Genomic DNA, 382 nt, shown 5'->3' with positions numbered 1-382 from the left:
AGGCATTTTTCAACTGAAAGGTTAAGTTGAAGTCTTCTACTAATCTTTCCATATAGTCCATACGTCCATGAATAATGCTGGAGAATTCCCTGATCTCTTTAGAACTCCATCTATAATCTTTATTAGCTAATAGCGCAGCATATCCTTTTACTACAGATATAGGTGTTTTTAGGTCATGGGAAATACCGGTCATCCACTCTTCCCTTGTCTTCTCTAATTTTTTTCTTTCTAAATCACTGCTTTTTAAAGTGTCTGTGAGTTTATGAAGATCAGCTATTACATCATCGTAAACTTTATAAGTTTGTTTTAGCTGTCCATTAAGCCTTTGACTAGCAGGGATTCCTTTATATCCTTTCGGCTCTTCTAATTTGTTGTTTGCAAG

At 35.1% G+C, this 382-nt stretch carries 1 protein-coding gene; it reads right to left on the bottom strand.

Annotation, left to right across the window (positions count from 1 at the left end):
* The coding region (locus tag AC1DWA_RS33730) for a histidine kinase dimerization/phospho-acceptor domain-containing protein (RefSeq protein WP_477917896.1) at positions 1–382 on the bottom strand (382 nt) is incomplete at both ends.

This window comes from Rhodococcus sp. P4_F3_2, assembly GCF_056401335.1.
This window is presented reverse-complemented; position numbering and strand designations above follow the sequence as displayed.